The following is a 13,897-nucleotide window of genomic DNA, read 5'->3' on the forward strand; positions in this document are numbered from 1 at the left end:
TGGGATGCGGCCGAGCCTCCCGTGCGGTGCCTGCTGAAGCAATTTCAGCGAGTGGACGGTATGGCTGGTTGGTCGCGGCCGAACCTTGGTTTAGAAGCTGCGACGCGGGGTGGATTGCAATTCTTGGAGCAGTTTCTCGACGGGATCCGCGGCGTCTGCTTCTAACCTCGCCGGATCTAGACGGCGGACTGCTCCGGGATTCTTAGCGCGGCTCGCTTGCTCAAAAACGTCCAAGCGTCCTGATTCCGGCAGCGCTGAACCGGCTGGCAGCAGAAACCAGCCCAAGCTTTTGGGGACATAGTTCGTGTCTTCAATGGGATTAGGGCTCTTGCCAGTTCGGTCAATGGCAATCGACTGCAAATGCACCTCATAGGCACTCAGGTCGTAATAGGTGCTGGGAGGAATCGGGGTTGTGTATTGTTCGCGACTCCAAACTCCACTTGGTGTTCGCACCTCAGTGGTTTCTACCAGGGTGGCGCCTGCGTCGCGCTCTAGCTCCACGACTTGGGAGCTCCCAGCGGCTATCTGCAAGTCCTGAACCTCCTTGCCCGGTCGGCGATCTGCTAGCAGGATGAGCAAGGCATTGCGATGATTGTTGGCTAGTTCCAGCACCGCGTCCGGCAGCGGTGTGTTAGGGACCACTTCCTGATGGACGGTTCGCCAGATTGGTTCATAGGTGGCCGCCACAGGCGGCGCGATAGCGAACCATTGTTGGGTAGCGGCGACAGCGATGGGCTGGAGTGCGACGCGACCACCGCCCGCTTGGGTAAGGCAGAAACCTGGCTGTGCGACGCTTTCCAGTAAGAATTGTTGGGCATGTTGGCCGCTCGCAACAGGCCGCCATAGCTGGCGAGCATGCTGGCCGATGGGTTGCAGTTGAATTCGATTTTTGCCCTGTAGGCCGATGGCCAGGACTTGCCCCCGCTGCTGATACTGGATGCGAACCAGACCGGCGCCCACGGGGGTGACCCACCAATCCGCCTCGCCGGCTGGAGGGGAAGCGAGGCTGGCCAGTTCCCCACCGGTGCGTCGCGAAAGGTAGCGTGGTTGCTTGCCAGGACCGATCGTTCCAATTTGGACCAATTCTGCATCTGCAACTTGGGGCTTCAGCTCTGTTCGCTGCGAGAAGATCGAGCTGTAGCGAACGTTCCCCGACGGATCGAAGGCGTTGGCGGGAGGCTGCGCATGGCAAATACCCCAACGACAACTGGCCAGTAAGAGGAAGCACACAACTGGGGCTCGAGGGCATCGGGTTCGCATCGCACAGCTCTTCCACTAGTGATCGACAGGTTGGAACTACCGCTGGAATATCGGCAGGACGGAGCGTGGCATGTTGAGGATGAGACACGCCATGGCCGTCCCGTATTCTAGACTATTGAAGTCGAACCAGCCTCCGTCGGGATTCTGCATACTCAGCAAACTCTTTTTGAGCTGCGCGTACCAGTCCCTCCAGGGTTCCCCACCAATGTGCCAAAAGGCCTGGGCGGAGTAGTAGTGCGAGTAGTAAAAGAAATTGTTTCGATCTCGACTGCGATTTGTCTCGGCCTGGGATTCCATGTATTCAAATGCGATATCGAGTTCATGACCGGTGTAGATACCCGCACTGTAAAGAGCCACGATGGCGGCCGCTGTCAACGGAAATCGACTCCCACCGCCCCGCGTCTGGTACATGAATCCTCCATCGGGATTTTGACTGCGGCGGACGTAATCGACGGCGCGATCAATGACCTCTTTGGGGACGCCGAATCCAGAGTTTCGGGCTGCACGGAGCGCCATCATCTGGCAGACCGTGACCGATAAATCCGCTTCCTCGGGTTTGGGGTTGTAGCGCCAGCCCCCGAGATCATTCTGCGTGTTGACGATCAATTGGACTGCCGAGGACAATTTTCGCCGCATCTCTAAATCTGAAGAGGTGCCATACAGTTCTGCTAAGAAGAGGGTGCCGAATCCATGGTCGTACATGGGGCCATGGCTTGTGCTTTTGGCTGACAAGAAGCCACTGGCTTGTACTTTCGACAGCACGTAGTCGCCCGTGCGGCGGAGTGCTTGGCCAGCTTCGCCTATCCCCGGACGCACGCCTCGGCTGAGCCATGCCAATCCGACCAGGGAGCAGACGCCGACCCATTCACCTTGTTCCGAGGAGAGAAAGGTTCCGTCTGGATTTTGGCGTTGTACCAACACCTCCAGTCCCCGGCGAATCGCCTTGTCCACCGATGCATCGTAGAGTGAGTCTGTGTCGGAGCGGGCCGCAAAGTTCTCTGCAAGGCATGGCCGTCGGCTCCAGCAGCCGATGCTGAGATAGGAGGAAGCAGCCAGCGTGGTTTGCAGCAGTTGGCGTCGGGAAAGGCTGGGGGACAGCGATGCGTTGCCGCGCAATCTATTCATGAAGTAACGCTCGAAAGTAAGCTTCGATTTGTTGACGATGACTTGGCAAGAATTGTTCGACCCTGCGCGATTGCAATTGTTTGCGGACTCGCTCAGGCAATTGTCCCCACACATTCTCTTGAAGAGCCCGCGGATCGGCGAGTTGAACGTCCCCCGCTGCGGCACGCCCCGTTTCGCCCGGCCGATTTCCAACGCTTGGCTCCGTGTTTGGATCCGTACCGTCGTCCTGGTCGGCTGAGGCCGTTGAAGAATTGGACGAGGGGGATGTTTGAGGGGGGGCGGACGGGGTGGTTTGGCTTGGCTCCTGGGCTTCTCCAGCGCTGCTGGTGGACTGTTGAGATTGTTTTTGTCGCTTTTGTGCTGACTTGATTTCATCGATCAGTTCGTCCAGGCGTTGAACGATGTTCTGCTGCAGCAATTGCGTCTCGCTGGCGGCACTCCCCTGTTTCAGATACTCGGCGGCGATCAACATGCTTTGTCGAACTGCTGCCAAGGGGTTTTCCGCTTGCTCTCCCAAATCCTCACCGTCCAGCCCCAAGTCCTCGGGGGTTATTTGAGGGACGGGCGGAGTGGCGGGGGAACTGCCGTCCAACGCGGACTCTTGAGCGGTAGAGGGTTCCGGATCGGTCAGCAAATCAAGTAATCCGTCGAGCAACGCATCCTCCTCAATCGTAGCGGGGGTGGCTGCGTTTTTTGGGGGGGCCTGTGCTGAGGAAATTGAGGCGGGGAGGCAAAGGCAGGTAAACAATGCGAAGCAGGCTAGGGATCGGTGCTGGGGCTTCACTGCGGAGGGCCTTGGATGAATACCTAAAGGCATGGATTGCATCCCGAAAGGAGATGGAGAAAATTGATCGCGACCTCGTCGGAGCTTCATGGCATTGAACACGGTCTACTCCTGGGCCGGTGTGGTGAGTTGCTCCAGGAGCAATGTGAGCTGCATTCCAAGCGCGCGTTGTTGGGAGCTCAGTTCGCTAAGGCGTTTTATGCGGCTCAGTTTATCCGAGTTTCGATCTTGTTCTGCCGTTTGGGCATTGATGTCTTGCTGCAAAGCTCGCAGCAACCTTAGGCTGGCGAGTGGGGGGACCAGCCTGGGGCTGTCGTTTTGCCCCGCATCGTCGGAAGCCGCATCGCTCGGGGTGGTCTCCGCTGACTGGCTGTCGGCATGCTCGGACAACGCTTCAGCAGCCAAGTTTAATTTACCTAATGCCAATCGCGCCGCTTCCCAGGCTTCCGGTTGAATGCGATTGCGTTGGGCAGCTGCCACGGCGCGTGCCATGTCCCGCTCGGCTTGTTCCAACGTCCAGTCGAAGGTGGGAAGTTCGGCTGTTTCACGCCGCACTTCGTGGACTCGCAGACGCACAACTTCCTGCGCGGCTGTCAGCTGCACCAATTCGTCGGGAGTGGGGAGCACTGGCTCTGGATTGTAGTGGGGTTGGTATTCCTCCAGCTGAGAGGCGATGGGGCGTTGCAATTCCACTAAGGATTGGAGGGTGGTGGCAAGTTGGAAGAACTGCTGCTGCCGCGCCTCATGATCGAGTCCCAGTGCGCGCTGCTCGATGAGCTCTGCGGTTTGTTGGAGTTGCTGTGCGGCGTTGCGCGCGGCTGCCGCTGCCTCCTCCATGGCTCCCTCGCTCGCGGACTGTTCGGCGTCTCGCTGTTGATCAAGAACCCGAGATAGATTTTCTTGAGTGGCCGCGTCACCCAGGTCCGCAGCCGCTTGCTGTCGCTGAGAGGTTGTCGCAGTGATGTCGGCTTGCTGTTGAGCAAGATCCTTGGCTGGAGTGCCAGCAGGGGACTGTTGGAGGGCGTCAGCCAATTGAAGCTCGCGGCTGGCAAGATTGGCTAGGTCTTGACTCATCTCACGCAGGTCCTGTGCGCGTCCCGCGAGATTCTCCGTGGCCGAAGTCGAGACGTTGGAGCCGAGCATCCGCAACGCTTCTTGGAGGCTGCGGATGACGGTGTGTTGTGCGTCGAGGGCTGAGGTAAAGCGTTCCTGGTGGATGTGCTGGGCCGCCTCTCGCATTTGCTGGCTCACTTGGCTTTGCAGTAGCAATTCCGTGGCGCGTTGGAAGCGTTCGAGTTGCGACGCGGAAACACTGTTTGCCGATTGAGCAATCATGCTTCCGCGCCGTAGCAGTTCATCGATCTGCCTTGCCAGGGCCTGCTGGTCGTTGCTTAGATTCAATCTGCGATCAGCCAATTCGGTGTTGGCTTCGGTCAAGCCATCGACGTGTAGAGAGTCGGTAGCATCGCGTGTCATCGTTTGTTGATTAAGAATTCTGGCGAGTTCGCTTTGCAGCTGTTGCAATGCTTTGTCTCGCGTAAGACGGTCGAGCAATTGCTGGAGTTTTCCCAATGTGTCGAGCTGCGCGGCAGCGGCATGGGCCGCCAGTTGGCCAGTCTCGCGAGCCTCCTCCTGCGACTTGTCGACGGTGCGCTGGGCTGCTTCGTGGGCCTGCAGGGTTGAGTTGGTTGCCTGCTGCATCGACTCCGCAGCGATCGACTGCAAGGTGCTGCTCAAGTGTTGCAAATCCCTGGCTAGGGGCGCGTCATCTAGGCGGTTTTGAGTGAGCCGCTGTTGCATCTGAGTCATGGTTTCCAGAATGCTATTGGACGCGCCACTAAGCTGTTGTGAAAGTGTTTGTTGGAGCTGGAGAATGCTGGACAGCACCTCACGATCGCTCTGTCGAACCTTTGAGGTGGCTTCGATGCGAGAGGCGGTTTTGCTGACTTGGCTTTGGTTGGTCCGCTGTGCGTCGACCAAATGCTGTGTCTGTTCGACGAGCCGTTCCTGCTGCTGCTGGATGGTCGATAGAAGCTCGGCGGAAGAGCGGATCTCGAATAATTCTGCTGGGCTCTTCGTGACTTGTCCAAAGGTGTCGGTTGCTTCCAACCAGACTGAAATCTGCTCACCTGGATGCGCAGCAAAAACGTCTGCAAGCGATACTTGGGTTTCAATCTCCAAATTCAGTAGAGGGGCCTGGTCGGCTAAACTCGGCCGGTCGAGAAGCGTCGTGGTGATGGGTTCGGTGGCTTCGCTCGACTGAAGTTGGAGCTGGACTTTTACGAGTCCTAGATCGTCCGTGGCGAGCGCCTTGATCGGTAGCGTTGCGTCCACCGCCAAGAGGTTGAAACCGCTCCCCGGAAACACAATTTCGGGGACTTGGTCGGCGGTGACTTCGATTCCCCAATTCTCGGGCAGCTCGACTTCGAGTCCGTTTGCTGTGGTGACACGCAGCCGCCAACGCAGCGTGCGGTTCAGCGGAAGCGGCTTTCCCTGCGGATCGCTCAACTGCAATGTGCGTTGGTCTGAAGTGAGTACCGCGTGCCAACTTGCCGCCGCACGAGTGCTTTCTTGCTGCAACTCGGCCAAGCTACTGAGCGGCTGGACTTCGACGGCAGCGATCTTTTCTGAGAATTCGCCCCGGAAATGGACTTGGCTTCCCGCTAGAACCTGAATGCGATGCCCCACGATCTCAATGGGGGGCCGCAGGCTGTAGGCAGGAGGTGTCACATCGAAGACTGGGGAGGTGAGCCGAGGAGCTTCCACCACATCGATGCGGTGCCAGGCCATGGAGTCGTCTTCTCCACCAACCGCGCGAACCTCCACACCTTTGCTCATGGAGTTGAGATTAGCGACGGCCACTTCACCGGCGATGACCGTCTCGAGCACCTCCTGTCCGGCGGATTGAGTATTGCCAATCTCCCGAACTTGCAAATCGACCCGTTGGGGTAAGGGACCCCGATGGTCGATGATCTCCAATTGCACATTGGATCCGATGGCGACAATCCGCGGTGGCGACACCAATTCCAAGGCATCGGCACGAGGCCAGGGATGACTCGCCCAGGGTGTGGAGATCCGCAACAGCGCCAAGCTCGTTTCGCTAGGAATCCAGCACACCAACGCCGCTAGGCATGTGATGACGCCGCCCAACAGGCAGAGCATTTGCCACCAAGGTTGTCGGTTTGCGTAGGTTTGCCACGCGGGCACTTCGTACTTTTGCGACCAAGCCTGCAGCGCCGCTTCTCGAAAAGCCGGACTGCCGAAACGCATGTCATTGGGCTCGAGCTCGGAGAGTTGCAGAGCGGTTACGAGTTTCTGTTGGTAGCGGGGCTGACTTCTTTCGACGCATTGGGCGACTTCTAGGGAAGTTGGAGCAAATCGCCAAGCGGGCCGCAGCCAAAGGTGGGCGAAGACAATTGCCGAACCCCATAGGATTGCTACCACAAGCCAACGCAGGCCCAATTCCTCGCGTTGCAGCAGGATATCTGCGGTGATGAGGCACGTGAGGACCGCTAGCGTGGCTGCCAGCCACAGTCCAGCGGCTCGCTGACGGCTAAGACGCTGCGCACGATGGGCCATTTGGCCCACGCCTGCCACCAGTTCCTGGCGAATTTCTTGTGTCGACTTACCTTCAGTCCGCAAAACGGAGGTCTCCCAAGGAGCCAAGCAGCGCCCACCGAAGACGCGGTACCCACTGCATTCTAATGCTTGCCGCAGAAAAAAGGGACACGTTCAACATTTGGGCCGAGCAGTTCAACTTGGAATCCGAGCCAGGAGTGAGAATTGAGTGAGAATTGAAAAGACGGCGTGGGGCATCTACTGTACATCTAGGGCATGGTGGAGGGAGCGCCGAGCAAACATCCGCCGACCTAAGCTGCCCCCCCCCGAAGTCCTAATTGTCATAGTCCTAGTTGTCATGGCAGGCTAGCCAGCGTTGCTTCAGCCGCCAGGGTCTATGGGGAGTTGTTTATGGGGATTGTTTTATGAGGGGTGTCATGTGCAACCTGAATCCAGGTGAATCCCGTCGGCGGGAGGGGGTTAGCCTCCGCCCCACCTTAGGCGTCTTGAAATTTGGCGTCTTGAAACTTGCGATCGACTGCATAGTCGACGCATTTACCGGAGCCACTACGGTTGGTAGCGATTCCCGCAAAAATTGCAGTGCTGGACGTGGGCGGTGCTTTGTAACTCAACCGGTGCGCGTTATACCCACTGGGGCCTCCACGCGCTTCGTGAACGTCCGACTTTATTGAAGTGGAAACTGGACGCTGAGGACGTGTCGCGAAGCGAGACGCGCCTGCACGCCACCTTCGATCGATCTCGCTCCGCGGACGCCGTGTCTGCTAGCCTGCCTCCCTTAAGAAAAAAGGTTTCTCGACGTTCGAGCTGGTCTCTGTATGGCAGAATGTTTCTCTAACCGAACGCGACTGAGAGTGTTTGCAACCTTTGTGTTGTTGGCGCCCCTGATCGTCTATGCCGCAGATCTGGCAGTGAAGAGCAATTCCAACAACGTCATGGATTGGCTCCCCGAGTCCTTCCAGGAAACTCAGGATCTCAAGTGGTTTGGTGAGCATTTCGGCACTGACGCGATGCTGATGCTAAGCTGGGAGGGGTGTACGCTGGACGACCCTCGGGCACGCGCGCTGGCGGAGGCCTTGCGACGTCCCTTTATCGATGCGACCGACGAGGAGATTCAGCTCTTTAGCCGCGTCAGTTCGGGAGGAGAGATTGAGGAGCAATTGCGGGGGCCGCCTCTTGAATTGTCTGCGGGGGCAGCGCGCAAACGGTTAGAGGGTTGGCTATTGGAACCGGGGGGCCCTACAACTTGCTTGGTAGCCACGCTTGCCGACCAAGGCTGGAGCAGCCGGCATCTGCTGCGCCAGCATGTTGAGGACTGTGCTGGGCAGATTCCAGGACTCGCAGGCGTTAAAATCCATCAGGCAGGCTCGGTGCTTGATTCGGTGGAAATCGATCGTGCCAGCAATGATCAGTTACTGCCCTTGGCGTTGGTGTCCTTTGGATGCTGTTTCTTGCTGATGTGGTGGCTGCTGGGGAGTTTGAAGCTGGCGGGCATGGTGTTTGTGTGTGCCCTGTTTTGCCAGCAGCTTTCCTTAGCGATGGTCTATGTCAGTGGTACGCGGATGGACAGCGTCCTTCTGATGATTCCAATGTTGATCTTCGTCCTCTCCATTTCCTCTGGGGTGCACATTGCCAACTACTACCGCGAATCGGTGCACGAGGCTGGGGCGCCGGGAGCGACGTTGCGAGCCATGGAGGATGCTTTGGTGCCGTTTTGGTTGGCGGCCGCGACGACTGCCATGGGGTTGCTCTCGCTGCTTGTTAGCCAGCTAGCACCCGTTCAGAAATTTGGACGATTCTCGTCCATGGCTGTGCTCTTAGCCAGCGTGGTCCTGTTCTCTCTCTTGCCCGCATTGTTTGAACAGTTTTCACCACGGATTCGCTCCTCAACGGGGAACCGGAATCGCCGAGGGCCCGATTCTGGGCGATCTTCGATTTGGCCAGCGTTCCTGGGGGGAGTTTCGCATGCGAAGTACTTGATTTTGCTGGTGAGTCTTGGCATTACGGCACACGCCGCCACGGGAGTCGAAACACTGCGCGCTGGCCTTCAGATCCGCGACATGTTTGCACCCGATGCCCGTATCCGCCAGGACTACGCTTGGTTGGAGGAGAAAATCGGTCCACTGGTGCCTATTGAATTGGTGGTGCGAATCCCCAAGGATCCGGCCGGGGAGGTGGAGCAACCGCTGCTCGAGCGTCTGCAGCTGGTTAGCCAAGTCCAGCGCGCTTGCAGGTCAACTGTGGGGATTGATGCCGTGGTGTCGGCCATCAATTTTTGCCCATCACTAAATGGCATAACAGGACAAGGCACCGCCAATCTCGTTCGCCGTGCTGTGTTCAACAAGCGATCGGAAGAGGCGATGGAGGGCTTGCGAACTTCGGGAATGCTAGCCGATACGCCCAGCGAGCAACTGTGGCGCGTGAGTGGCAGAGCCTATGCTTCCCAGGAGAATGACTACGCGGCCATTTTAGAGCAGCTACGGAGGAATGTGCAGCCACTGATCACCGAGGTGACGCAAGCCGGTTTTCCCGGACTGAGCATTCTCTACTGCGGTGGTGTTCCGCTGGTTCAAAAGGCGCAAGACCAAATGATCCGTGATTTGGGAAACAGCTTTCTGACGGCATTTTTGCTGATTGCTGTGGTCATGGCTTCCTTGATGGTCTGGATGTCACGAGCCGACTGGTGGGGGCAATCGATTCGCATCGGCCTGTTGACGGTCGTTCGCAACTTTGGTGCTGGGTTGTTGGCAATGGTTCCAAATGTTATTCCTTGTATATTGGTGTTGGGCACCATGGGGTTGCTTGGCTTGCGGATCGAGATAGGTTCGATGATGACTGCCAGTGTGGCGCTGGGAATCGCCGTCGATGATACGCTGCACTTCCTCACTTGGTTTCGCCGAGGGCTGCAGAGTGCAAAAGTTAGGAAGGGCCCTGCTGCTCGCCATCACGCGGTACTGCTAGCGCTCCAGAAATGTGGGGGCGCGATGACCCAAACCAGTATTATCTGCGGGGTTGGGCTGCTGGCCTACGCCATGAGCGACTTTGTACCGATCGCAAGATTTTCGTGGGTGATGTCCGCCATGTTAGCTTCAGCCTTGCTGGCCGATTTAATCGTTTTACCCGCTCTGCTATTAAGCCCCTTGGGGGCGTTGTTTGAGCCTGTTCAGGAAGAGCCGTTGCGGCTCGCATTGGTATCCCCCAAAGTTGACGAGACATGCCTGGAAAACTCACCTCCTTCGAAGAGCTGATGTTGTGTCAGCACACGACTGGTTTTCCCTGCGAGTTCTTCATTCGCCTTCGGTTTCAAGGGCACCTCTTCCCTGAGCGATTCGAGCAAGCGGTCCTAGATGCCGCCAGTCGGCATCCCTTGCTGGCAGCCGGAATCGTCTTTCGGTCCAATCGCCCCTACTGGTCGAGCCACGCTCAACTCCGCAGTTCGGTGGTGTGGTGCGAGGGCGAGGATTCGAACGCCGCTCGTGCGATGCCAGCACTCGATATCTCGCGCCAAGGTTTTGCAATCTGGGTGCAGCGAGACCAGGGATGCTCCGACGTTTGGTTGCAGATGCATCATGCCTGTTGTGATGGTTTGGGAGGCTACCAGTTTGTTCGCGATATCTTGCTCTTGTATGCGCATGGAGCAGCAAGCCTTGCGGACGCGACGCGGGAGGCGGTCCCCGCCCTGCCCCGGGTCGACGCGAAACTACTTTCTCGCCGCGGTGGTTTCAATATGTCGTCGTGGGAATTTCTGCGAATGTTGCCTCGGCAGTTGGTCGGAGTGTTGGGAGTCCGAGAGTATTTAAGTCGTCGTCCGCTTCCGTTGTTGCCACACCGGCCGGCAGCACTCGAATCTGTCCGCGATGTCTACCCGACAGTCTTATCTAACCAGTTCACTCTCCCCGTTTCTCAACGTCTGGGACGGTTGGCTCATTCCGAGTCTGCAACTTCCAACGAATTGCTGTGTACTGTACTATTCGCTGCACTTGATGCTTGGCGAACGCGGCGTGGTATACAGCAGGAGCGAGAGTGGTTGCGGATGATGGTGCCGATGAACATGCGTAACCAACGCGATGCGGCGATGCCTGCTGCGAATGTCGTCAGCGCCGTGTTCTTGGATCGAAGAGGCGTGGATATCGCGGATACAAAGGGGCTGTTGGCTAGTCTTCATCGGCAGATGGAGACAATCAAGAATAACCGACTTGGGTGTACATTCTTGTTCTCATTGGCGGCGCGACGCTACGCGCCAGGCGGAATCCCTCAGGCTCTTCAAGGCGAACGGTGCCACGCGACCTCGGTGTTTTCCAATGTTGGCCGCGTGCTCACCGACATCGACCTCCCCGAAACGGAGGACGGGTTGCAGTGCGGGGATGTGCTGCTCAAGAGCACGGAACTCGTTCCTCCACTCACTCCTCAAACATGCGTGGCATTCGGAGCTACGTGGTTCGCCAACCGTTTGGCAATCACGTTACACTATGACCCCAGGCCGATTGACCGCGAGTCGGCGGAAGAGTTAATGCAGGATGTTGTGCGGCGCGTCGTTGTGGCAGCCGAACGTGGTGAGTTTTAACGTTAAGATCTTCAACCTTTTTAGGGGTATGTATTGCTCACGCTGGCTTACATTATATTTGGAATTCTGGTCGCCCTGATTGCACTGCAGGGGCTGCTGGTGGCTGGATTCGTTATCCGACTGCTACGCTTCCGACAACAGCTTATCTCTAACGCGGATGCACCGAAAGCTGCAGTGATTCTGTGTCTACGCGGTGGCGATCCCTTCCTTAAGAAATGTATCCAAGGCATTCTGGAACAGGACTACCCCGAGTTTCAAATCCACCTAGTTGTCGACCATCCTAGCGATCCTGCTATGAAGATCCTCCGAGAGCTGAACTTGGAGAGTTCGAGCGCAGTCGTGCATCAGCATGTGTTGATCAACCCACTACCAAGCTGCAGTCTGAAATGCAGCAGCGTCGTTCAGGCGATTGGGACGCTCGACGAAACGATTCAATTTGTTGCTCTCATCGACGCCGATACGGTGCCGCATGCCACCTGGCTGCGGGAGTTGGCGACGGCCCTTCAGGATGACAAGGTGGGAGCGGCCACCGGAAATCGTTGGTACATGCCAGTACGTACCTCCATGCCGGCCTTAATACGCTACTCGTGGAATGCTGCAGCAATCGTGCAAATGTACTGGTACAACATTGGGTGGGGAGGAACGCTGGCTATCAAGACTCGCGTTTTTCGAGAAACCGACATCCTCGATAAATGGAGTCATGCATTTTGCGAGGATACGATGCTGTTCGCGCAGCTCAAAAAAGCTAGGTTGCGTTTGGCCTTTGTACCATCCTTGATGATGATCAATCGCGAAGACTGCGACCTCAAGGGCTTTTTCTTCTGGGTGCGACGCCAGTTGTTGACCGCCAGACTCTACCATCCAGCTTGGTTGGGTGTGGCCAGCCACGGTGTTGTGACTACGCTTTTTCCGTTGTTGGCATTGGTCTGTGCGCTGGTCTCGATCCTGTCCGGAAACAAGGAAGCGGCTAGCGTGGCCGCTTGGAGCTTTGTGTTCTATCAAGTGTCCGTAACGCTCATGCTGCCTCCGATGGAGTATGCTGTGCGGCGAATCGTAAGTTCCCGTGGTGAGCCGACGGGTTGGTTAGACCCAGCTGGAGTGCTCAAGTGGATCGGAAGTGTAGCGCTGACTCAATTTGTCTATGCATTGGCTCTTCGCTCGGCTTGCACTCTGAAGCGGGTAGAGTGGCGTGGGATCGAATATCGCATTGGCGGTGCCTGGGAGATTGCCATGGAGAAATACGCTCCCTATCACTCCTCCGTGAAATCCCCAGAGCAAGAGGACTCACCCAACTCTCTCTGATGTTGCACTCGCCTCGTTTTGTTTTAGCTGGGCGGAGATTGTTGATTCGAAACCTCAGCCCATGGTTGGTAGTTCACCATGCGGATGCGTGACGGCGGAAGGATTTGATAACTGATTCCGCGCCAACGCACTCGTCGAGCGCAGGAGGCGCTAAGCACTGCGAGCAAGAGAAAGGTTAAGAATATCGGCCACATCAGGAGGCTGGTTGTTCGCTGCCGCCAGCCGATTGGGGGAAACGATTCCCCACCACGCTCGACAACGCGTGCACTCAGCCGGCGGTGCAGCAGTTCGAGAATCCCTTGCGCAAATCCAATTTGCGCCAACAAGGCGGCTCCGTCGAGCAGGGCGATCGGTGTGTTGCCATGGTAGGCAGCGCAAACCATGACCCAGAACGTAGCGACCAACAGGGCATAGGATCCCAGTACGCCTAGTGTGATGTGGGGCCAGTTGGGGTAATAGAGTCGCGTCCAGATAAGCTGCCTTCGCACAAACTGAAAGCAGCCTGCTACCGAGCACTCGGTTGAGTTCAGGAGGAATACATCGGGATTGCACTGGATTTCCAATCCTTGCGTCGTTGCCGATTCGCGGATTGCAGATTCCTCCGTGCAGGTGTCGCGCATGCGTTGGTCGAAAAAGGGGGTGTCAAAGACGGCGCGGTGCATCGCCAGTGAGCCGCCCCACACAATCTTCAGGAAATACATTGGGATCACGCAGTATGCGTTGTACTGGCATCTGAGGATTCCTCCCCAGGTTGATTGCAGCGGTGCGTACCAGCGATTTCCCGTGACGATCCCAGCGTCGCCCTCGGCCAGCGGGGCAGCGAGGTCGCGCAGCCAGTTGGCGTGCACCATCGTATCGGCATCGACGAGGCAAGCGATCTCAATCTCGGAATTCAGCTTGGCAACGCACTGCCGAATGGCACTGGTCTTGAGATAGGCATGCGGGGAGGGGGATTCGAGAAACTCCACATGGACATTGTCCAGTGCATTCTCGTCCCTCCACGCTTGCACGGCCGCGCGGGCTGGATCGGAAGGGTGGTCGACGATGATGTGGAGTGAGTACCGCGGATAGTTTTGCTGTGCCAAACGCGTCAAGCACTCTCGCAATTCCGTATCGCATCCACGCACGCTGAGCACAATGGCCGCTTGGGGCAGGCGGCGGTCTTCGATCACGGGAGCTCTGTAGGATGCAATTGCGCGCAAGAACCGGGAGGTGCCCCAAAGCTGGGTTAAAATGCTTAGCCCAACTAGCATTGCGAGCCCCAGCGATAATCCGGTTAGCATTTG

Annotated in this window: 8 protein-coding genes; 3 read left to right on the plus strand and 5 right to left on the minus strand. The window is 57.3% G+C overall.

What is annotated here, in order from left to right; all coding sequences use genetic code 11:
• Nucleotides 1-90: 90 nt before the first annotated feature.
• The 4 genes from Q31a_RS04465 to Q31a_RS04480 all read right to left on the minus strand — a co-directional run bounded on the left by Q31a_RS04465 (nt 91) and on the right by Q31a_RS04480 (nt 6,748).
• The gene (locus Q31a_RS04465; protein ID WP_145074591.1) at nt 91-1,260 is read right to left on the minus strand and encodes an RICIN domain-containing protein; all 1,170 of its coding nucleotides are present in this window, start codon (nt 1,258-1,260) and stop codon (nt 91-93) included.
• Nucleotides 1,261-1,296: 36 nt separating this feature from the next.
• Nucleotides 1,297-2,385, minus strand: coding sequence for a prenyltransferase/squalene oxidase repeat-containing protein (locus Q31a_RS04470; RefSeq protein WP_145074594.1), 1,089 nt, complete (start codon nt 2,383-2,385; stop codon nt 1,297-1,299).
• Nucleotides 2,378-3,040, minus strand: a complete 663-nt coding sequence (locus Q31a_RS04475) for a hypothetical protein (RefSeq protein WP_145074597.1) — start codon at nt 3,038-3,040, stop codon at nt 2,378-2,380. Before Q31a_RS04475 ends, Q31a_RS04470 begins: the two co-directional genes overlap by 8 nt.
• Before the next feature lie 234 nt (nt 3,041-3,274).
• Complete coding sequence (locus tag Q31a_RS04480; RefSeq protein WP_197356196.1) at nt 3,275-6,748, minus strand: coiled-coil domain-containing protein; 3,474 nt, start codon at nt 6,746-6,748, stop codon at nt 3,275-3,277.
• Between the two features lie 815 nt (nt 6,749-7,563).
• Between Q31a_RS04480 and Q31a_RS04485 the strand changes: the two genes are divergently transcribed.
• From Q31a_RS04485 to Q31a_RS04495, 3 genes are read left to right on the plus strand one after another with little or no spacing between them, the layout of a single operon-like run.
• Nucleotides 7,564-9,993 carry an efflux RND transporter permease subunit gene (locus Q31a_RS04485; protein ID WP_145074603.1) on the plus strand — a complete coding sequence of 810 codons (2,430 nt, stop codon included), beginning with the start codon at nt 7,564-7,566 and terminating at the stop codon, nt 9,991-9,993.
• Entirely contained in the window at nt 9,960-11,309 is a 1,350-nt protein-coding gene (locus Q31a_RS04490; protein ID WP_145074606.1) for a hypothetical protein, read from the plus strand. Before Q31a_RS04485 ends, Q31a_RS04490 begins: the two co-directional genes overlap by 34 nt.
• Before the next feature lie 33 nt (nt 11,310-11,342).
• Nucleotides 11,343-12,611, plus strand: a complete 1,269-nt coding sequence (locus tag Q31a_RS04495; protein WP_145074609.1) for a glycosyltransferase — start codon at nt 11,343-11,345, stop codon at nt 12,609-12,611.
• A 23-nt stretch (nt 12,612-12,634) separates the two neighbouring features.
• Here the strand turns inward: Q31a_RS04495 and Q31a_RS04500 are convergent, their stop codons facing one another.
• Entirely contained in the window at nt 12,635-13,894 is a 1,260-nt protein-coding gene (locus tag Q31a_RS04500) for a glycosyltransferase (protein WP_231691063.1), read from the minus strand.
• Between the last annotated feature and the right edge of the window lie 3 nt (nt 13,895-13,897).

This window comes from Aureliella helgolandensis, from assembly GCF_007752135.1.
GTDB classification, from domain to species: domain Bacteria; phylum Planctomycetota; class Planctomycetia; order Pirellulales; family Pirellulaceae; genus Aureliella; species Aureliella helgolandensis.